Below are 18,197 nucleotides of genomic sequence, written 5' to 3' on the forward strand. Positions count from 1 at the left end.
AATCAACGGCAAGCCTGATGGCACGTGTTCTCCGAGTCACCGGGCGGCCCGTGCCAGAGCGACTCCCGTCGAAGACGCTTCCGGCTCCGCCATCTTGTACCAATAGGTGTTTTCGTTGGATCCTCGCTGCCACGGGCTGTGCGGGTCGCAGAAGTAGACTTGCATGTTGGTGGCCATGGAGAACGACTTGTGGAGTGCCATCTCGGCGCCTTGGTCCCAGGTCAACGACCCGCGCAGATGCTGCGGCAGGGTGGACAGGGTCTTGATGAGTGCGTCACGCACGGTGACCGCGTCGTGTCGGCTCCCGGGAAGGTGGGCGAGCATCACATAGCGGGTCTGGCGTTCGACCAGTGTCGCGATCGCCGAGGCATGGTCCTTGCCCAGGATCAGGTCGCCTTCCCAATGGCCGGGGACGGTCCTGTCGGCGATCTCGGTGGGCCGCTCGGAGATCATCACCATCTCGTCGACGAACCGGGACCTGCGTTCGTCTGGGTTCTTGTGGGGCTTGCGTTGGGCCCGGCCGGTGCGCAGCGCCATCGCGACCTCACGTTTCAGTCCGCCGCGGGCCTGCAGGTAGATCGCCTGATAGATCGTCTCGGTACTCACGCGCATACTCTCGTCGCCGGGATAGGCCTCCACGATCGCATGCGCGATCTGCTCGGGCGACCATTGCAACCCCAACTTCGCCACGACGTAGTCCCGCAACGGACCCGGCTGCGCCAGTTTCGAGGGCTTCGGCCTGGCCCGGGACGCGGTCCAGGCCCGGTGCGCCTCATAGGCCCGATACCGGCCCGTGGGATCGCGATGATTGTCCAGCTCGCGCTTGATGGTCGATGCCGGACGAGCCAAGGTCCTGGCGATGTGCCGGATCGACGCGCCCTCTCGGTCCAGGTCGGCGATCTTCTCCCGTTCCTGGAGCGTCAGATAGCGAGGATGAAGTTCACGCGTCAGCTCCCCTATCCCGGGGCCAGCAGGTTTCACAGCAACCATGGTGACCTCACCGGTGGTGTAGTCGATCCGCCGGCCGTCGGGGTAGACGCGGGCATTGCCCGTGCGGCGCACGCCACGATCCCAGTCCTTCGCCGTACGGACGTTGACCCCGACCTGAGCCGCTGCTCTCACTCGGGGAACCCCAGCCTTGCGAAGACGTTCGTACTCACCCCGACGCGGATGCGGCCCGCGTCCTTGGGTTCCCCTCCCACGAATCCCAGCCTGACGAGCCCATGAGTACACCGTGTTCGGGTTCGCCCCGACCTGTCGAGCAGCAGCCCGAAGGTCCCCGTCACACCCGTCCACCGCAGCCAAGAATGCTGCCTTCAACTCCTCAAATGACACGGTCCTCGCAACTCCCAAAATCTCTGGGTGTTGCGAGGACCGGTCGAACCCGCCCATGTGAGAGCCGGGGGCGTTCTGCGTCATCGACGAGCCGCCATCGCCAAGGCCCGTCGCCCTCCTGGAAGTCCTGGGCATTCACGACGCCATTGTTCGATGAAGGCATTGCGGAGTTCTCGCCGCCGGTCACGGTCAATCGGCTGACGCCGATCCCCCAATGCCGGGGAACTCGTGTTGTATTCGGCCACCATCGCCTCGGAGGCTGCCAGCAGCGCTGGGCTGCCGATGAGCCTGATCTGGCTCTGGCTTTCCCACACTGCGTCGCGTGCCTTCCACGATGCTCGCAGATGGGACTCCCGGTCAGGATGCTCTTGCTCACCGAGGTGGGTGTTGTTGAGGATGTGAAGCCGGTGCAGGAGCCCGGATCCCGCCAGGTAGACCTCGCGGCCGTAGTAGCGACGAATCTCGAGCCGGTATCGGTAGTAGGTCAGCAACGCTCCCAGTAGAGCCAGGAGAACAGGAAAGACGATGGTGGCGAGCCACCATTTCTGATCCATACAAGGATTCTCACAGGCGCACGCGCAGAAGGACAGCGGTCAGCCAAGGACCCCAGTCGGGAGCTGCAACCATTTGTCGACGCACGCCCCTGTCAGTCTCCCGGCACCCGCGCCCCGTCCACGAACAGCTACTCGCAGACGACCCCGTCATTGTCGCGGTCGTCATACCAGTCGTACTCCGGGTCCGCCCCCTGGCGATAGGGCCCGTAACCGGCAGCCTTCGCCTTGGTACAACTACTGAACCGAGTGTCCGTCGAGCCGGAGTCCGACGCGCGAGTCTGTTCCACTGCAGCCTGCGCGAAGCCAGCCTTGCTGGTCTGCTCCGAAGTCGACTCCTGCTCCACCACGGTCAGGGGCGGATCGGCCGTGACCGTAGCAGTGGCGGTTGTGGTCGCCGTCGCGGTGACCGTCGTCGTGGCGGTAGCCGTGGTGGCGACCGTGGGGGCAGCCACAGTCTGGGTTGCGGTCACGGTCACCGTCGGAGCTGGAGCTGCCACCGGGTTGGTGCTCGGTGGGGCAGGATTCAGCAGCGCCATGCCCATCAGGCCTACTGGGATCGCCACCGCCCAGAATCGCTTCTTCTTGTAGAGCGGTCGCTGAGCGGTTGGAGCCGCGGTGGACCCCGAGTTCAAGGGAGCTCGCCCGTCGTGCTGCGGCCAATTCGGCGGGGGCGGTGGAGGGGGAACCTGGTTGGACATGTTTTTCCTTCTGTGGTGGGAAATACGACGCTCACACCTGATCTGAGCCTGACCCTAAACTTCGCGTCCGTCTCAATACGCGACAGCGAATGAGACTTCAGCCCACCATCAGAGTCCTGGAGTCCAAAGGAATCCACACGGATCCGACTGCTTGCCCATCGCGCCACAATCGACCCATGCGCCACTCCTTCTTCGAGGTCGACGTCTTCAGCACCGGGCCGTTCACGGGTAACCCCGTCGCCGTGGTCGCCGACGCGGATTGCCTGACCACCGATCAGATGGCCGCGATCGCTTCGTGGACGAACTTCTCGGAGACCACCTTCCTGCTCTCCCCCACGCAGCCGGGCGCCGATTACCGCGTGCGGATCATGACGCCCGACGCAGAGTTCCCGTTCGCCGGCCACCCGACGCTGGGCACGGCCCGCGCCTGGGTGGAGCTCGGTGGCCAACCCACGGGTGGCCGCATCGTCCAGGAGTGCGGCGCCGGCCTGGTGGAGGTCCGCGTCGACGGCGAGACCCTCGCCTTCGCCACGCCGCCCTGCACCCGCACCGGACCGCTCAGCGACGACGACCTTGCCGAGGCCGTCCGCGTCCTCGGCATCGACCCCGCCGATGTCGTGGACCACGCGTGGGGAATGAACGGCCCGCCGTGGCAGATGCTCCAGCTGCGCGACGCCGACGCCGTCCGGGCGGTGCGTCCATTGCCCCACCGGCCGGGCGCGCACCTGGGGATCGTCGGCCTCGAACCGGGCGACTCCGCCACCGCCTATGAGGTGCGGGGCTTCGCCGAGACCTTTGAGGACCCGGTCACGGGATCGCTGAACGGCGCCGTGGCCCAGTGGCTGCGCGGCAAGGGGCTGGTGCCGCCGAGCTACCAGGCCACCCAGGGCGGCCAGCTGGGGCGCGCGGGCCGGATCCACCTGCACGACGACGGCATGCAGCTGTGGGTGGGCGGCCGGGCCGACGTGCGGGTGCGGGGAGAACTGCGCTCCTGACGGACCGGCCACTGACGGCATCCCACCCCGCGACGGCACGCCCCCACCAAACATCCCGAAGCCCCCACCACGCACCCCGGAGGACCAACCGAATTTCCGCCCAACGGGACCGACACCCCCAAATCACCTACCCGAACGGACATGTCCAGTCAGTCGCAATACTGGGTCGCGCGGCCAGTCAGCTGGACGCGAGCTGACGATGTGACCCTGCTGGACGCTAAAGGGCGAAATTGGAGCCAACATCGCTTTGCCCTTGGACCGTGCGCAGGATTGGATGGAGAACTGGGGACGAGCACCTCGCGCCGCCCCCGACTGACGACGGGGAGTGTGGACGAGATGGTTGGTGACGCCGCCGCCGCGCGCACCAACACACAGTCACACCCCCGCCTGCGCCGAACCTTGGGCCGACTGCTGGCCCGGCTCGACCGCAACTGGCGTGACATCCCCGGCCGCACACCCGCCGGCCCGGCCGAGGCAGCCGTACTGCGCAGCCTCAGCCTGACCGCGATCGGGGTGTGGCTCCTGCTCATCCCGGGAGCGCTGTACACCCTTCTCAGCCAGGAGATCCAGCACCCGACCAATGCCATCATCGGCCTGTCCCTGGTGATCTTCCACCACCTGCTGATGGTGCCGGTTCTCCTGAAACGCTGCTTCTCCCGCGACGTACTCGTCGCCACCGCGATCCCGCTCTTTGTCGGCGTCGCGGCCATGATGCCCTGGCGCTCCACGATCTATCCGGAGAACTTCTGGGCGCCCGGTTTCTGGAGCCTGCCGTGGGCCATGACGGCCGTGATCGTGCTGAACCGGCGCGAATACCTGATCACACTGACCACCCTGTTCCCGGGGATCGCGGTGGCGGACGTGGCCGTCCAGTACCTGGTGGGTGCACCGGTTGACCGATGGGCCATGGAACCCATCCCGGGCATCGTGTTAATCGTCGCCACGCTCGTCCTGTTCGCCGACGGGCTGCTGCAGATGGCCCGGCGCAGCGACGCGTCGACGGAGCGCACCGCCGAGGCGGAGGAGGAGCGCGGAAACGCAGCCTCGCAGGCGGAGGCCAAGCGCGAAGCGGCCCGCCTGTTGCACGACCACGTGCTGCACGCCCTGCACGCCCTGAGCCGCGATGCCAACCTGCCGCAGCACATGGCCGCCGAGGAGTGCGAGTCCGCGGTGGCGGCGATGTCGGCCCACATGACGCCCGACGTGGAGCCGGCCGTCGACCTGGCAGAGCTGATCGCCTCGGATGCCGCACTGGGCCAGGTGAACGCCACCCTGATCGGTTCGGCCCCCCGCCTGCCCCAGCACGTTGCCCGCGCCTTGGCCGACGCCACCCATGAAGCCCTGGGCAACGTGAAGAACCACGCCCACGCCAGCGAGTGCGTGGTGGAGATCAGCCACCACGGACAGCAGTGGACGTGCACGATCATGGACAACGGCCGCGGATTCGATCCGATGAGCGTCCCACAGGGCCGTCTGGGCGTGCGACGCTCCATCGGCGAGCGCCTGCGCGAGGTGGGTGGCCGTGCCGCCATCACGTCGGCCATCGGTCGCGGAACGACGGTGGAACTGACCTGGCCCTCCCTGGACGAACCGCCGAGCCTGTCCAGCGCCGATCCGGCGGGCCAGGCTCGTCAGGTCCTCAGCCGCACCGCCTGGCCGAACCTGGCGATGGTGCCGGTCTTCACGCTGATCCTGTTGCCGTTGGCCAATCCGCAGTGGCCGGTGGCGATCGCGGCTGCGGTGGTGACGCTGTCCGGCGCCTGGCAGATCCATCGCCTGCGCAAGCATCCCCTGACGGAGATCGACTCGGCGGTTTTGTTGGGCATCTCCATGGCCGCGTGGGCGACGAACCTGATGTGCGTGCCCAATGACGTCGAGACGGTGCACTACCTGTGGCTCTCGTGGGGTTGTGCCTCCCTGCTGCAGCTGGTGATGCTGCAGATGCGCTTGCGCACGGCCCTGCTGATCGCCGCCGCGTGGACCGGGGCCATGACGCTGTTGATGGTCGCCCGTCTGGGCTGGCAACTTCCGTGGGAGTACCTGCACCCGGTGATCTCGGTGGGGCTGGGCGAGGGATTCTTCGGACTGGCCGCCCTGCACCTGGGCCGCTGGATCGCGGAGCGGGAGGCCACACAGAAGCACATCCAGCACACGCTGCATCACGAGTCCAACCGGATCAGCGCCCGCAATCACCTGGACCAGTACTGGTCCAGCCGCGTCACGGGCGAGGCACTGCCCCTGTTGCGGGATGTCGCGGAGGGTCGACGGCTTTCCAGCGATCCGGACCTGCGTCGCCAGGCGGAGCTGATCGAGGCCACCCTGCGCGACGAGTTGATGCTGGGGCCCGACGCCCACAACCTGCTGGCCGCCCTGGCCGACCGTCGCGCCGAGGGCTGGCGGATGATCTCCACCCTCAACCAGGAGAACACCCACAGCCAGCTGGAGACGGCGGCGATGGTGCTGCACCACATGGGTCCACCCAAGCACGTGATGCAGCAGATGACGCTCAGCGCCAGCTCGAACCAGATCTCGGTGGTGGTGCTGGCGCCCAATCCGACGCAACGGGAACGGTGGGCGTCGCAGTTCGTCGACGTGGTGGCCGATGACGAGTTCGCCCGCATCGTGCTCTCCCTGCCCAATGGCGCTGGTCCGCGCCGGGCCGCACCGCTGAGCACGTCGGACGCAGCCAGCACCCCTCGTCATGAGCTGTGACGCGCCCTCGACCCACCGCACCGATCGCAATTCCTGACCCGCCAGGGATTTTCGCCACCCCCGGCGGTGATCCAGAATTTGATACTTGAAATCTAAACTGTAGTGTGGGCATCCTGTTCGGGATACCCCGGGCTCCCCAACCCCCGAAGCACCAAAGGATTTCCCATGCGTCACCTGACCACCCCGCCGGCCGCCTTTCGCGACACCGCACTGCTCATCGCCCGCATCGCCCTGGGCGCCATCCTGATGGCCCACGGCTGGCAGAAGTTCTCCGAGTGGGGCATCGCCGGGACCGCCGCGAACTTCGACCAGATGGGCGTCCCCGCCCCCACACTGTCCGCTGGATTCGCGGCCGTCGTTGAGCTCCTGGGCGGCCTGGCCCTCCTGCTGGGCGCCTTCACCCCGGTGGCCGGCCTGCTCGTGGCCCTGAACATGTTCGGTGCCTACCTCTTTGCCCACGCCGGCAAGGGCCTGTTCGTCGGCGACGGCGGCTGGGAACTCGTGGGCGCCATCGGCGCTGCTGGCCTGGCCCTGGCGGCCACCGGCGCCGGCCGGTTCAGCATCGACCAGCTGCTGACCCGCCCGTCGGCCACCCGCACCGAGCACCACGGCGCCACGCGCTCCGAGGAGCTCGTGAACGCCTGAGCCACCCCACATTCCCGACGAGACCCCGACCCCACGGCGGGGTCTCGTCGCTTTTCCACCCCCACCCGCCAACAGCCCACGCATCCCGAGGGATTCGTTCGCACACAGGCATCACCGGGGCCGCATAGAGTGGCGGGGTGCCGATCCTTCCCCTGCAGAGCGCCTGGTGGAATCCCCTCAGCTGGGATGCTCCCTTCGGCGTCGTCGCGGCGGCGCTGTTCGTGATCGTCACCGCCCGGGCCTCGGCCACCTACCTGCTCGGACGCTTCCTGCGACGCAGCAGCGACCAGTCCCGACGTGCCTCGCTGGCCCATCGCCCGGGATTCCAGGCCGCGGAGGAGAAGCTGAACCGCTGGGGAGCCCCTGCCGTGACGCTCAGCTTCCTCACCGTCGGTGTGCAGACGATGGTGAACCTGGCAGCCGGCTTCACCCGGATGCCCCTTCGTCGCTACCTGCCCGCGCTGGTGCTGGGCTGCATGATCTGGGCCACCGTCTACGCCAGCGCCGGCTTCATCGGGATCGGCGCCTTCATGACCCTGTGGCGGGTTCACCCCGCCCTGGCCATCATCCTCGTCGCACTGGTGGTCGTCGCCGTCATCGCCCTGGTGCGGGGCCAGAGCCGCGGCCAATCTCAAGACTCCGCTCGATCGCAAGGCTGAGCTGACGGGCCGTGTGCTCGAATCCGGGAACCCCGTCGATCCGGTAACCGGACAGATAGGAGCCGCGCCCGACGTGCTTCAGCGGCCCGATCCGCTGGTCACTCACCCGGCCCTGCGCAATGGCACGCCTCCACGGCGACCGTCTGGCCCACCGCCGTCGCCCCGGAAAGGCGATCGGACCCAGCCGATAGACCATGTCACGGCTGCCGTGCACCGTGGTGAAGTGCTGCACACGATCCAACCCCGGATCTGCGGTGAAGACACCCCCCAGCGTCACGACGTGCACGGGGATCCCCTGTCCGGCCAGGAACCAGGCGGCGCCAAGGGCGATCTGCGCGCCACCGCTCCAGCCCAGGAGCACGACGGGTTCCCCGGTCCCCTCCCGGTAGCCCGAGGCCACCAGGCGCTCGGTCATGGTCTGGGCCACGCCTGCGGAGAAGATCGGCCCGTACCGGGGATCGGCACTCACCAGGACCTGGAAGATGTTGCGCAGGTTGACCAGCCATTCGGCCAGCAACAGATGCCCCGCACGACGGGACCAGTCCACCAACCATCACCAGCGCGCCGACCACCGCCCCCCGCGTCAGTCCCCGGTTCTGCACGGAATAGGGATAGATGCCCCCGACGACGTGCAGCCCCGGAACCTGGCGGCCGAGTGCCTCCAGCAGCCGCGACTCCGCCGAGTTCATCTGGTCCTGGCTGATGGCCGCCACCCCGGAGGAGTAGACCAGCCAGACGACCCGCTCGTCGGGGTCCGGGGCCGACGGGAGTTCACGCCCGTGCGCCGCCCGTTGCACCTGGGCAGCGCCACCACTGCGCCATCACCCACCTCCTCGGTCACCAGACCGGCACACCAGACAGCGGAGGCCGGGCACCCGCGACGATTCGTGGGTGCCCGGCCGCGCAGACCTGGGACATCGTGACCGGCAGGGACTCACATGGCGGCGAGCGTCTTGTTCGGCAGACCCTGTGGGTAGTGGGCCTGCATCGCCACCTTGCGCTCCAGCGCCCCGATCACCTTCGGCGTGAAGTCCACGTCGTAGATGTTCTGCGAGCTGCCCAGACCACCAGGGGTGAAGACATTGATCTCCATCAGCTTGTCGCCGACGATGTCCAGCCCCACCAGGAACATGCCGTCGCTGACCAGCTTGGGGCGGATCACCTCCACCATCTTGAGCATCTCGCCGGTGATCTCGGCCTCGCGGATGTGGCCGCCGGCGGAGACATTGGAGCGCATGTCCGAGGACTCGTTGACGCGGCGGAAGGCGGCGTACTTGCCGTCCACCTTCAGCGGCTTGCCGTCCATCACGAACAGGCGGGTGTCACCCTCGGCTGCGGCCGGCAGGTACTCCTGCGCCACCACATAGCCGTCGCGGGCGATGGCCTCGATGATCTGGTTGAGGTTCGGTGACTCCTCCTTGGTGACCAGGAAGACGCCGGAACCGCCGGAACCCTGCAGCGGCTTCAGGACGGCCTGCCCGCCCAGGTCCTTCACGAAGGTGGCGATCTGGCCCTCGTCGCGGCTGATCAGCGTCTTGGGTCGCACGATCTCCGGGAAGTGCTGGAAGTAGGCCTTGCTCATGGCCGTGGCCAGGGTTTCCGGGTCATTGACGACGAGCACACCGGTGGAGGCGATCAGCTGACCGAAGGCGACGCCAGCCGTGCTGGCCCACGGACGCTCCGGATCGGAGGCGGGATCGGAGCGCAGCATGATGACGTCGAAGTCGCCCAGCGCGGTCTGGCGACCCTCGTCCTTCTTGAGGTCGTCCAGGTAGCGCTTGTGCGAGCGGTAGGTCTTGTCAGAGCTGGAGTGCACCAGCGCGCCGAGCGATCCGTCGGGCAGGTAGTTGAAGTCCCCGAGCCCGATCAGGCCCACCTCGTGGCCCATCTGGGAAGCCGTGAGGGCCAGCCGGGTGGTGGTGTAGCCGGCCTGCTCCGTCGCGATGTCGTTGACGACGAATCCGATCTTCATGCCTTCTCCTGACTCCGGGCCGAGGGCCCTGGGTGTTCGTGTGCTGGGTGTTCGGGTACTGACGTATGTGCTGGGTTTTCGTGTGCTGGGGGTCTCGCGTCGAGGATCACTCGTGCGCCGGCGCCGCCACCAAGGCCTGGAGGGGCGACTGTGCCGCCCTCTCCAACCGCTCGATGGCCATCGCATCGGCCAGATAGTGCGGGGTGATGCGCGCGGGGGTGAGCAGGCCGGCGGCGTCCAGCTTCTCCACCAGCGGCAGATCGGAGAGCGCGAACTTGCCCAGGTAGAAGAGATCCAGGTGCCCGCCCTGCTCCACGTGCACCAGCAGGTCCACCAGACCGCGCAGATAGCAGGCGTCCTTGGGGAAACCCCCGGAGCGGTGGATCCGCATCACGGTGGTGAAGGCGCTGCCCCGCTTGAAGCCACGACTGACCAGCTGCTGCCAGCAGTCCTCGAAACTGGCCCCGTCCAGCATCGCGTCGACGGTGAGCACCCGGCCCGCCAGCTGGCGAAGGCGCGTGCGGGTCAGTTCCCCGCAGGCGATCTCGGCCAGTACCGCCAGTCCCTCCTGGGTCTCGTCATAGCCCGCCAGACCGGCACCCAGGCAGCGCACGGGTTGGTCGGCGCCGTTCACCTGGGTCACCAGGTGGGTGCCGATCTCGTGCTGCAGCAGGGCATTGACCCGGCGACGCTGGACTGCGGAGTCCGTCCCCACCAGCAGTGAGTCGCCACTGACCAGGACGCCGTTGACGTCCTCACGCAGTTCGGCGTGCATCACGACATCTGGGTCCTGCTCCTGGTACCAGGCGATTTCCGCCTGGGCGAGCTGGTGGAATTCCGCCGCGGTGACGGGGTCGGAGGGCTCAGGTTCGGCGCTCACCTCGTCGAGGATGGCCTTGGCGATGTCGCGGAGCTCCGGCGTCACCGAGCCGTAGAGCTCGATGGCCAGGGGCAGGAAGTCTGGGGTGTTGCGGGTGCGCAGCAGCTCGGCCTGCAGGCGCAGCTCCCGGTGCTTGTGCTCCAACAGTTCCGCGACGGTCGGATCGGTCACCTCACCGATGTCGATCCGCTCCAGGGTGGCGAGCACGACGTCGGGATCGGTGGACAGTTCGCGGTAGGTGAAGTCGGGCTGAGTGTGGTCACCTGCCACCCAACGACGTCTCCAGTCGGCAGCGTCGACGGGGGTGAGGTCCAGCAGGAAGCGGAAGGTCTCGGAGAGCTGCGCGAGTTCGTCATCCACGCGGGCGTCGGGCTTGGCGAGGGCGACGCGGGCGTCGGGCTTGGCGAGCGTCGCGGATTCGGTGGGTGTGGTCATGGCCATCCCCCTCAGCTGCGCGTGGCGAGCAGCTGGGTCAGCGGCTCGACGGTGCTGGCCAGGGCCCGGGAAAGTTCCGCAATGCGTTCCGCATCGTGCTCGCCGGTCCACTCGTCCATGAAGGTCTTCTTGAACTCCCGTGCGAGCGCACACCCGCGCCCCGGGTAGCGGTCGTGCACCCACTGGGCCAGGTGTGCTCCCTTGAATCGCACGTTCTCGCGCACGTCCAGCTGGCCCCAGCTGACAGGCGCGGCGGCCATTGTCTGGTTGAACAGGTCCACCACGTCGCCCCACTGCTCGCGGTCGAGCGATCGGTTCCGACGTTCACCTCGGGATTCTCCTCCTGGGGTGACGGGTCGGCGTCGGCGCCGTCACGTCGGTGGTTGTAGGAGTGCACGTCGAACAGGACGAAGGGCCCGCGCTCGGCCAGCTCGTCCAGCCGCTCCGCCAGCGCCGCATAGAAGGTCTCGTGCTCCTCGAGGGAACGCTGGGCGACGTCCTCGGGCAGCTCCCCGCCACGCCACATCCAGGCCCCAGCAGTCCTCCGGGGTGCGGTACACGGCCTTCTCAGGAGAACGATTGAGATCCACCTCGAAGCGGGAGCGGTTCACCTTGACCCGGGCGGGCACCAGCTGGGCGATCAAGTGGGTGAAGGGGTCCTCCTCACGGAAGCGCTCCTGCTCGTCGAGGACCATCAGCTCGGCCACCTCCGGGCGCAGCTCGTGCCCGGTGTGGATGGCCGTGGCCACCACGGGGGAATCCCAGGTGCCGAGGAAGTCGAACGGGGCAACAGTCGTGTCCATGCCCCTCACGCTGCCATGACGCGACTCCTACTGGGGACTTTGCGCGCCCACAGCGAACACGCCGTGGGCGAACACCGTAGTAGCCCCCCGTGCGCCAGCACTGCAGAAGACCCCCGTGCGCCAGCACTGCAGAGGGCCCCTGTGCGCCAGCACTGCAGAAGACCCCCGTGCGCCAGCACTGCAGAGGGCCCCTGTGCTTCTGCTTTGGATGGGGCGTTGCGGTGCGTCGCCGGGCGCTGGCAGTGCCAGAATCTGAACAGTTGTCCAAGGCCCCGCCCCTCGGGCCAGAGAAGGTAGCCCCCGTGTCTTCTGCTGTGGATCAGGAGATGTCGCATTCCCCGCGCGACGATCTCCGCCCGCGCCGCGCCGTGTCCGCGGGCCTGCGCGCCCTCGGCCTGCTCAGCTGGCTGTGCTCCGTGCTGTTCGGCGTCATGCCGCTGTACGGCCAGCCCAGCCTGTCCGGGCGCGCCCCGCACCTGGGATTCACCCTGCTGGCGGCCTACTTCGCCCTGTCCCTGGTCTGCCTGCTGCGCCCCGTCGGGCCCCGGATGCTGGCCGCCACGAGCCTGCCCCTGGTGACGGCCGTGGCTCTGATGAACTACTGGCGTTTCGGCCTGGACCCCATCGCCCTGTGGACGCCCGGTTCCTGGGCGATTCCCCTGCTGGTGGCTGCCATCGCCAACCTCCCACGCAATCTGTACCGCATGGGCGCCCTGGCCGTGGTCATCCTGCTGGCCGTCTGCGAGGCCATCGCCAGTTGGTTGAGCTGGCTGCCGGTCAGCGCCTTCCAGATCGCTCCCGTGGTGCTGATGTGGCCGCCGCTGTTGAGCGTGGTCCTGATCGGCGAGGGGCTGATGGGCCTGGTCTGGGACCAGGAGCGCACCTCCGCTGCCCAGCAGCACGCCCGCGCCCAGTTGGCCGATGAGCAGGCCGAGGCACGAGCTCGGGCCGAAGCGGGCCGCCTGCTGCACGACCACGTGCTGCACGCGCTGCACGCCCTGAACACCCCCGGCAGCACCATCAGCGCGGAGATGGTTCGCGCGGAGTGTTCCACCGCCGTCGAGGCGATGACCGCTCCAACGCGAGAGGGCGAGACCACCCGGGTGGAGCAATTGCTCAGCCGTGATCCGGCCCTGGTGCAGTCCGGTGCACAACTGGTCGGCCGCAGTGAACCCGTCCCCACGCACGTGGCCGAGGCACTGCAGGCTGCCGCCCATGAGGCGCTGCGCAATGTCTCCCGCCACGCGCAGGCGGAGCACTGCCAGGTGGTGGTGGCCCAGCTGGGTCGCCAGTGCACCGTGAGCATCATCGACGACGGCCAGGGGTTCGACCCCCACAACCTCCCTGACGGCCGACTGGGCGTGCGCCGCTCCGTGCTGGAGCGCCTCGATGACATCGGGGGTCAGGCCGATGTCCGCTCCACCCCAGGCCAGGGCACTTCCGTCGTGTTGCGCTGGCCACGCAATGCGCAGACACGCAATCCGGGCATCCTGGAGGAGCCGAGCGACAAGGTGCGTACGGCACTGGCAACGGCTGCGCTGCCCGGCCTGCTCGCCGGTCTCCTGATGTCGGTCGTGATGGCTCCGCACACCAGTTCGCCGGGGCTGGCCCTGCTGGCCGGCGCCACGCTGGCCGGGCTTGGCTTCTTCCATGCAGCCCGACTGCGCGAGCGCGCCCTGGAGCCGGTGCGCGCCGCCGTCGTGATGCTCGCGACGCTCGGAGTCTGGGGGCTGAACATCGCCGTCGTCCCCAGCGATCCGGCCACCGTGCACCAGCTGTGGGTGCTGTGGCTCGGCACCACCGTGGTACAGCTCGTCGCGCTGTCCGGCAGCCTGCGTCGTGGACTCCTGGTCTCGGCAATCTGGAGCGCCGCCGTCTTCGTCAGCATGCAGCTGCGCTTTGACCTGATGGCCCACTGGGTGGCGCTGGGCACCACGTTGATGGCCGTGCTGTGGCAATTGCTCGCGGTGCTGGTGGGCATGGCGGTTGCCCGCCGGATCACCTCGCACGAGCACGACGCTGCAGCGGACACCACCCATGTGCGCGCCGCCACCGCACATCTGCAGGTGGACAACCGGATGGACCACTTCTGGTCCCACCGCGTCACCACTGAGGCGCTCCCCCTGCTGCGGGACCTGGCCGAGGGCATCGCCCACCCGGATGATCCGATGGTGCGCCAGAAGGCTCTTCGGCTGGAGGTGGCCCTGCGCGACGAGTTGCGCCTGGGCCCCAGCCACGGCCCGCTGCTGGAACTGTTGGGGCTGCGGCGGCGCCAGGGCTGGGCGATTCAGGTGGCCCTGTCCGGCGACGACAGCGAGGCCGGCCTGATGGGCGTCATGGCCCTGCTCGAGCTGCTCGGCCCGCCGCACCGGGATGGCCAGATGATCACGCTGAGCACCCGTGGCACCACGGGGAGTGCCGTTGTGCTGGAGGCCACCCAGTCGCAGTGGATCGGGTGGCGTGAGACCACCGCGGTACGTGGCGGTTCCGTGGAAATCGACCCCGATTTCGTGCGGCTCAGCTACCAGACGGCCTCGCAGGAGACCGGCCCGGCCGAGGGGGCGGCGAAGCTACTCGTCGCGTGAGCCCCGCGAGCCCCGCGAGCTCTGGTGAGCCCCGCGAGCCCCGCGAGCTCTGGTCTGCCCCGCGAGCCCCGCGAGCTCTGGTCTGCCCCGCGAGCCCCGCGAGCTCTGGTCTGCCCCGCAGACGAGTGCAAGACTCGAGGCATGACCAGTCACAGCCTGCCCGAGGACCAGCCCACCCAGCTCTTCGTCGACGGGGAGTGGATTGACGGTGCGCGCGGCCAGTTCGACGTCGAGAATCCTGCCACCGGAGAGACCATCGCGAGCGTCGCCGACTGTGACGTGGCCCAGGGCATCGCGGCCCTCGATGCCGCGGTGGCTGCGCAGGCCCAATGGGCCAGCACCCCGGCCCGGGAGCGTGCCGAGCTGCTGCGCCGCGCCTTCGAGGCGGTCACCGAACGCACCGAGGACTTCGCCCGCGTGATGACCCTGGAGATGGGCAAGCCGCTGGCCGAGGCCCGCGGAGAAGTGGCCTATGGCGCGGAATACCTGCGCTGGTTCAGCGAGGAGGCCTCCCGGATCAGCGGCCGCTACAACGCCTCACCGGAAGGTGCGATGCGCCAGCTGGTGGCGCGACGTCCCGTGGGGCCGTGTCTGTTCATCACGCCGTGGAACTTCCCCCTCGCGATGGCCACCCGCAAGATCGCCCCGGCGCTGGCAGCCGGTTGCACCGTGGTGCTGCGGCCGGCCAGCATGACCCCGCTGACCTCCCTGCTGCTCGTCCGGGTCCTGCAGGAATCCGGCCTGCCCAAGGGCGTGGTGAACGTGGTGACCAGCACCCAGCACGACGTCACCGACGCACTGATCGCCGATTCCCGGCTGCGCAAGCTCTCCTTCACCGGATCCACCGGCGTGGGGCAGACGCTGCTGAAGCAGGCGGCCGACCAGGTGCTGCGCACCTCCATGGAGCTGGGTGGCAATGCCCCCTTGGTGGTCTTCGAGGACGCCGATCTCGACGTGGCGCTGGCCGGGGCCCGAGCCGCCAAGCTGCGCAACATCGGGGAGGCCTGCACCGCTGCAAACCGCTTCTTCGTCCACGAGTCGATTGCCGACGAGTTCTCCCGTCGCCTGGCCGAGGACTTCGCCGGCCTGAACGTGGGAGACGGACTGGCCGAGGGCACCGAGGTGGGCCCGATGATCTCCGAGGATGCCCTCGCGGGGCTGGACGAGCTGGTGCAGGAGGCGGTCTCCGCCGGCGCCCGGGTGCTCACCGGCGCGGAACGGATCGACGGGCCCGGTCACTTCTACCGCCCCACCGTCCTCACCGGGGTTGCGTCCGATGCCCCCATCCTGGCCGAGGAGCTCTTCGGTCCAGTGGCGGTGCTCACCACATTCGCCACGGAGCAGGAGGCCCTGGAGCTGGCCAATGCCACCGCGATGGGACTGGCGGGATATGTCTTCACCCAGGACATGGCTCGGGTACTGCGGCTGGTGGAGCAGCTGGAGGTGGGCATGATCGGGGTGAACCAGGGCGTCCTGAGCAGTGCGGCCGCACCCTTCGGCGGGATCAAGCACTCCGGTCTGGGCCGCGAAGGCGGGCGAGAAGGCATCGAGGAATACCTCGAGACGATCTACGTCGCCCTCCCGGATCCCTTCAAGGACCGCTGAGCCGGGCCCGTCGTCATTCCGCCCGGCGAAGAGCCGGGCCCGTCGTCATTCCGCCCGGCGAAGAGCCGGGCCCCTCGTCATTCTGCGGCCGGGGCGGTCTCGTACTTGAACAGGACGGGCTGGAAACGCCCCTCCTCCACCGTGAGGTCCGAAACGGTGAAGATACCGGAGGCATCCTCCACGACGCTGCCCTGCTCGAACTCGACGTCGCTCAGCAGACCAAGTACGCAGGAGTCAGGATGGGCCTGGATGTGCTCCACCTCCTGCGCCGTGAACAGCACCGGCCGTCCGACCGTCTCGGCACCCTTGGCGAAGAGATAGCGCACCAGGTCATCCCGGTAGGCCACCGCACAGAAGGGCCGCTCCTCATTGGTCTCCGCCACCTCCCAGCCGTCGGACTCGAAGGTCTCGAGGATTCGCTCGCGGGCGGCGGTGTTGAGCACCCGACGGCGGGCGTCGTCGTGCTCCCAGCCCACGACCGCCTCCACCGGAGCGGGGTTCTCCTCACCCAGTTCCTCCTGCCAGAACTCCTCCATCTGACTGGCCATCGGCTCGTGGAGCTCCACACCGCCCTTCTGGGGATTCCAGGCGTAGCCGGGAACCTTGTCCAGCAGCACATCGCGCGGAATCGCACGGTCCATGGGCAGGACGGTGTCCCAGTCGATGTCGATGTAGTTGGCGGTGCGCATCGGATCGTCCCAGTGCTCGCCAGCGTAGATCCGGCTGGAGACCAGGCCGCTGCCGCGCACGCTGAACTGGCCGTCCTTGACATAGACGAGGTAGATCCGGTCTCCCGGTTCGATGCCCTGGCGACGACCACCCGACGGCCATGTCTCGCGGACGGGTGCGCCCGCCGCGGTCCGCCGGATGATCTCCTCCTCGTCCTCAGGCGTCCAGAACCACTGGTCTGCATTCATGCGCACCAGGAAGGTCCGTCGATTCCTCTCGCTGGGGCTGTATCGCTCGGCCGCAGTCATCTCGTCCTGCTCCGTGGTGTCGGTGAAGGTGAATCCGGCGGCGGTGGCCTCGACGGGCGTGCCAACCAGGCTGTCCCGGACGGGGTCTCCGCGGTGCAGGAGACGACCCATCAGCGCATGCACGGCCTCGCCATCCTGCTCGACGGACTCGATGCCCTCCAGCTCCGCCACCAGACGAATCGTCCCGTCGTGACTGAACGTGGCGAACTTCTCCTGGGCGGCCTCCTCGGGCAGCAGCCAAGCACCCCGATTGGCATTCCACAGTTGTTCGTCGCTCATCTTGGGGTCGAAGCCGACGAAGGTGCGAGGAATGGGTTGATTCAGGGGTTCAACATCCTGGCGCACGTCGAGATTGATGTTGATGGCCACGAATTGTCCTCCTGCAACTGGGGTCTCGCTCGGCGTCGGCGCCGCGGATGGTCTGGCGGACGAGGTGGGGACCCCGTGCACTGTTTCGGAGAGTACCCCCAGTCACGAGCCCATCGAACGGGGACGGTGACCAGTACGCCAAGAGCAGAAAGCGGAGCTGGCCGACTGTGACAGGGGCCGTGCCAGACGGGGTCACCAGCCCTGCCCAAAGCTCTCGGCCGCTCGCCATGGAGTGGGCCGACGAGGCATCATCGATGCTGGCTCCCCCGAACCTCGAGCACCGCTCCCCCGCTCGAGACCCAGAATCCGGCAGGTACTCACCATCCGCCCGCAGTCCGAAGGAAGCCATGAACACCATGTCCGCCGCCGTCCTCGTCGCCGCAGTCGTCGCCCTGCTCCCCAGTTGCTCGGGCTCCCAGCCAGCGGCGCCCGCCACGCAGAACAGCAGCCCCGCCGAGATGACCGGGGCGCCCGTCCCGGACACCAGTGCGGCTCCGCAGGGCCAGGCTGCCCCCGGGCCGCTCGACCCGAAGGACTGCACGGTCAGCTGGAAGGATGCCGATGTCTCCGACGACGTGCTGGTGCGCAGCGGCAGTTCCTGCGCCCTGACTGCCTTGACCGTCGACGGCAATGTCACTGTCGAGAAGGGTGGCCGCCTGGTCCTGGACAAGGTGGTCGTCAAGGGGAATGTGGAGGGCCGGGGCCACGGTGACCTCAAGATCACCGAAGGACACGTCGAGGGCAATGTGCAGCTCTCCGACGGGGTCAGCGCCGCCATCCAGCGCGTCCGGATCGACGGCAACCTGCAGTCTCAGCGCAACACCGGTTTCCAGGCCTTCATCGGCAACACCATCGACGGGAATCTGGAGTGCAGCGAGAACACCCGCCGGCCCACCGGCGGTGAGAACACCGTGGGTGGCTCGATGGAAGGGCAGTGCGCACCGGCCTGATCCCTGCCACCTGCGGGGTTGCT

14 protein-coding genes and 3 pseudogenes are annotated in these 18,197 nt (G+C 68.2%); 7 read left to right on the plus strand and 10 right to left on the minus strand.

Annotated elements, in window-relative coordinates; translation table 11 throughout:
• Positions 1-105: 105 nt before the first annotated feature.
• The 3 genes and pseudogenes from ACTQ49_RS10370 to ACTQ49_RS10380 form a co-directional block, all read right to left on the minus strand.
• Positions 106-1,122: pseudogene (locus tag ACTQ49_RS10370) on the minus strand (IS30 family transposase); the annotation flags it as partial.
• Positions 1,123-1,415: 293 nt separating this feature from the next.
• Positions 1,416-1,889, minus strand: a complete 474-nt coding sequence (locus tag ACTQ49_RS10375; RefSeq protein ID WP_441827771.1) for a hypothetical protein — start codon at positions 1,887-1,889, stop codon at positions 1,416-1,418.
• Positions 1,890-2,017: 128 nt separating this feature from the next.
• A complete protein-coding gene (locus tag ACTQ49_RS10380; protein ID WP_441827772.1) occupies positions 2,018-2,452 on the minus strand; it encodes an excalibur calcium-binding domain-containing protein in 435 nt (144 codons plus the stop codon).
• Between the two features lie 311 nt (positions 2,453-2,763).
• Between ACTQ49_RS10380 and ACTQ49_RS10385 the strand changes: the two genes are divergently transcribed.
• The 4 genes from ACTQ49_RS10385 to ACTQ49_RS10400 all read left to right on the plus strand — a co-directional run bounded on the left by ACTQ49_RS10385 (position 2,764) and on the right by ACTQ49_RS10400 (position 7,598).
• Positions 2,764-3,582, plus strand: a complete 819-nt coding sequence (locus ACTQ49_RS10385; RefSeq protein ID WP_441827773.1) for a PhzF family phenazine biosynthesis protein — start codon at positions 2,764-2,766, stop codon at positions 3,580-3,582.
• Positions 3,583-3,918: 336 nt separating this feature from the next.
• Positions 3,919-6,294: a sensor histidine kinase gene (locus ACTQ49_RS10390; RefSeq protein WP_441827822.1), complete on the plus strand. Its 2,376-nt coding sequence runs from the start codon at positions 3,919-3,921 to the stop codon at positions 6,292-6,294.
• A gap of 165 nt (positions 6,295-6,459) precedes the next feature.
• The gene (locus ACTQ49_RS10395) at positions 6,460-6,939 is read left to right on the plus strand and encodes a DoxX family protein (RefSeq protein ID WP_441827774.1); all 480 of its coding nucleotides are present in this window, start codon (positions 6,460-6,462) and stop codon (positions 6,937-6,939) included.
• A 137-nt stretch (positions 6,940-7,076) separates the two neighbouring features.
• Positions 7,077-7,598, plus strand: coding sequence for a DedA family protein (locus tag ACTQ49_RS10400; protein ID WP_441827775.1), 522 nt, complete (start codon positions 7,077-7,079; stop codon positions 7,596-7,598).
• On the opposite strand, the gene ACTQ49_RS10405 is transcribed toward ACTQ49_RS10400, so the two are convergent.
• The 6 genes and pseudogenes from ACTQ49_RS10405 to ACTQ49_RS10430 form a co-directional block, all read right to left on the minus strand.
• Positions 7,534-8,145 (minus strand): hypothetical protein, encoded by a 612-nt coding sequence (locus tag ACTQ49_RS10405; protein WP_441827776.1) that lies wholly within the window; start codon positions 8,143-8,145, stop codon positions 7,534-7,536. The two genes, ACTQ49_RS10400 and ACTQ49_RS10405, sit on opposite strands and share 65 nt — an antisense overlap.
• A 387-nt stretch (positions 8,146-8,532) precedes the next feature.
• The gene (locus ACTQ49_RS10410; protein WP_441827777.1) at positions 8,533-9,570 is read right to left on the minus strand and encodes a glutathione synthetase; all 1,038 of its coding nucleotides are present in this window, start codon (positions 9,568-9,570) and stop codon (positions 8,533-8,535) included.
• A gap of 106 nt (positions 9,571-9,676) precedes the next feature.
• Positions 9,677-10,885, minus strand: a complete 1,209-nt coding sequence (locus ACTQ49_RS10415; protein WP_441827778.1) for a flavohemoglobin expression-modulating QEGLA motif protein — start codon at positions 10,883-10,885, stop codon at positions 9,677-9,679.
• 11 nt (positions 10,886-10,896) lie between these two features.
• Complete coding sequence (locus tag ACTQ49_RS10420) at positions 10,897-11,145, minus strand: hypothetical protein (RefSeq protein WP_441827825.1); 249 nt, start codon at positions 11,143-11,145, stop codon at positions 10,897-10,899.
• A 92-nt stretch (positions 11,146-11,237) separates the two neighbouring features.
• Positions 11,238-11,411: pseudogene (locus tag ACTQ49_RS10425) on the minus strand (hypothetical protein); the annotation flags it as partial.
• A gap of 43 nt (positions 11,412-11,454) precedes the next feature.
• Positions 11,455-11,688: pseudogene (locus ACTQ49_RS10430) on the minus strand (N-formylglutamate amidohydrolase); the annotation flags it as partial.
• A 326-nt stretch (positions 11,689-12,014) separates the two neighbouring features.
• On the opposite strand from ACTQ49_RS10430, the gene ACTQ49_RS10435 reads away from it, so the two are divergent.
• Positions 12,015-14,273: a sensor histidine kinase gene (locus ACTQ49_RS10435; protein ID WP_441827779.1), complete on the plus strand. Its 2,259-nt coding sequence runs from the start codon at positions 12,015-12,017 to the stop codon at positions 14,271-14,273.
• Between the two features lie 141 nt (positions 14,274-14,414).
• Complete coding sequence (locus ACTQ49_RS10440) at positions 14,415-15,878, plus strand: NAD-dependent succinate-semialdehyde dehydrogenase (RefSeq protein WP_441827780.1); 1,464 nt, start codon at positions 14,415-14,417, stop codon at positions 15,876-15,878.
• A gap of 77 nt (positions 15,879-15,955) precedes the next feature.
• On the opposite strand, the gene ACTQ49_RS10445 is transcribed toward ACTQ49_RS10440, so the two are convergent.
• Complete coding sequence (locus ACTQ49_RS10445) at positions 15,956-17,224, minus strand: hypothetical protein (RefSeq protein ID WP_441827781.1); 1,269 nt, start codon at positions 17,222-17,224, stop codon at positions 15,956-15,958.
• Positions 17,225-17,571: 347 nt separating this feature from the next.
• On the opposite strand from ACTQ49_RS10445, the gene ACTQ49_RS10450 reads away from it, so the two are divergent.
• Positions 17,572-18,174 carry a hypothetical protein gene (locus ACTQ49_RS10450; protein ID WP_441827782.1) on the plus strand — a complete coding sequence of 201 codons (603 nt, stop codon included), beginning with the start codon at positions 17,572-17,574 and terminating at the stop codon, positions 18,172-18,174.
• Positions 18,175-18,197 lie beyond the last annotated feature (23 nt).

This window comes from Luteococcus sp. Sow4_B9, from assembly GCF_052116585.1.
Classification (GTDB): domain Bacteria; phylum Actinomycetota; class Actinomycetes; order Propionibacteriales; family Propionibacteriaceae; genus Luteococcus.

What these genes read in the sequence shown, in the direction of transcription:
- ACTQ49_RS10375 (WP_441827771.1), bottom strand. Translation starts at nt 1,889, where the DNA reads ATGGATCAGAAATGGTGGCTCGCCACCATCGTCTTTCCTGTTCTCCTG.
- ACTQ49_RS10385 (WP_441827773.1), top strand. Translation starts at nt 2,764, where the DNA reads ATGCGCCACTCCTTCTTCGAGGTCGACGTCTTCAGCACCGGGCCGTTC.
- ACTQ49_RS10390 (WP_441827822.1), top strand. Translation starts at nt 3,919, where the DNA reads ATGGTTGGTGACGCCGCCGCCGCGCGCACCAACACACAGTCACACCCC.
- ACTQ49_RS10395 (WP_441827774.1), top strand. Translation starts at nt 6,460, where the DNA reads ATGCGTCACCTGACCACCCCGCCGGCCGCCTTTCGCGACACCGCACTG.
- ACTQ49_RS10410 (WP_441827777.1), bottom strand. Translation starts at nt 9,570, where the DNA reads ATGAAGATCGGATTCGTCGTCAACGACATCGCGACGGAGCAGGCCGGC.
- ACTQ49_RS10415 (WP_441827778.1), bottom strand. Translation starts at nt 10,885, where the DNA reads ATGACCACACCCACCGAATCCGCGACGCTCGCCAAGCCCGACGCCCGC.
- ACTQ49_RS10420 (WP_441827825.1), bottom strand. Translation starts at nt 11,145, where the DNA reads ATGGCCGCCGCGCCTGTCAGCTGGGGCCAGCTGGACGTGCGCGAGAAC.
- ACTQ49_RS10435 (WP_441827779.1), top strand. Translation starts at nt 12,015, where the DNA reads ATGTCGCATTCCCCGCGCGACGATCTCCGCCCGCGCCGCGCCGTGTCC.
- ACTQ49_RS10440 (WP_441827780.1), top strand. Translation starts at nt 14,415, where the DNA reads ATGACCAGTCACAGCCTGCCCGAGGACCAGCCCACCCAGCTCTTCGTC.
- ACTQ49_RS10450 (WP_441827782.1), top strand. Translation starts at nt 17,572, where the DNA reads ATGAACACCATGTCCGCCGCCGTCCTCGTCGCCGCAGTCGTCGCCCTG.